We start from the raw sequence: 747 nt of genomic DNA, 5'->3' as shown, positions 1-747 counted from the left end.
TATTATATGATTTTAGGGATTTCATATTTTGATATTTTTTGTATTGTAGTGATTGTCTCGTTTTTCTTGATTTTTTGGAGATTGAATGTATGGTATAACAAAAAACATAATGTTCCTAAGGTTTTTCAATGGTTTCCTAGAAAATGGGGTAAAAGAAAAGTTTCAGAGCATTTATCACAATTGAATGAAAAGTTAGCGGCTGAAGGTAAAGGTATTTGGGTTACAATCTATGCTATAGATTTATACATTGTAACTATTCCTTGTACAGTCAAAAAATATAAATCTTAATAAGTATATAAAAATAAAAGGTCTTTTCTTTTTATATACTTTAGAAGTGATTTGTTGAGTCCATGTGTTTATGCTGAGAAAGTCACTTGAGTGTGATGAGATAGAGGGAGGTTGTAGTGAAGTGAATCGTGTAATAAAAAGCTGTAGGGCGAGACCTTAGCAAAGGGTAAAAAAACAACGGAGGTTATTTAAAATGATAATCAAAGATCTGGATTTTTTGTGATAAATACTTATTCATGCTTGATTAACATAACGCCCTGTCATTGGTAGCAAGAAAAAGGCGAATTCCTACTTTCAAAAGGAATTCGCCTTTTTCTATAACCCTATTCATTTTTTTATACATTCCTATCATGGCAGTACCGCATTTACAGGTTATGAGAAATGATGTTTTTTGCACTATTATCTATTCTTGGATATTATTAATAATATCTATATGAGCTTATTTTTTTATTAAAAAAG

At 29.5% G+C, this 747-nt stretch carries 1 protein-coding gene; it reads left to right on the top strand.

Going from position 1 to position 747, the window contains the following annotated elements:
* Window positions 1–6: 6 nt before the first annotated feature.
* On the top strand, window positions 7–288 hold the full coding sequence (locus KI369_RS27845; protein WP_048551443.1) for a hypothetical protein: 282 nt from the start codon (window positions 7–9) through the stop codon (window positions 286–288).
* Window positions 289–747: the final 459 nt, after the last annotated feature.

Source organism: Bacillus sanguinis (assembly GCF_018332475.1).
Classification (GTDB): domain Bacteria; phylum Bacillota; class Bacilli; order Bacillales; family Bacillaceae_G; genus Bacillus_A; species Bacillus_A sanguinis.
Note: the sequence above shows the minus strand (reverse complement) of the source record. Positions and strands in the feature narration are given on the sequence as shown.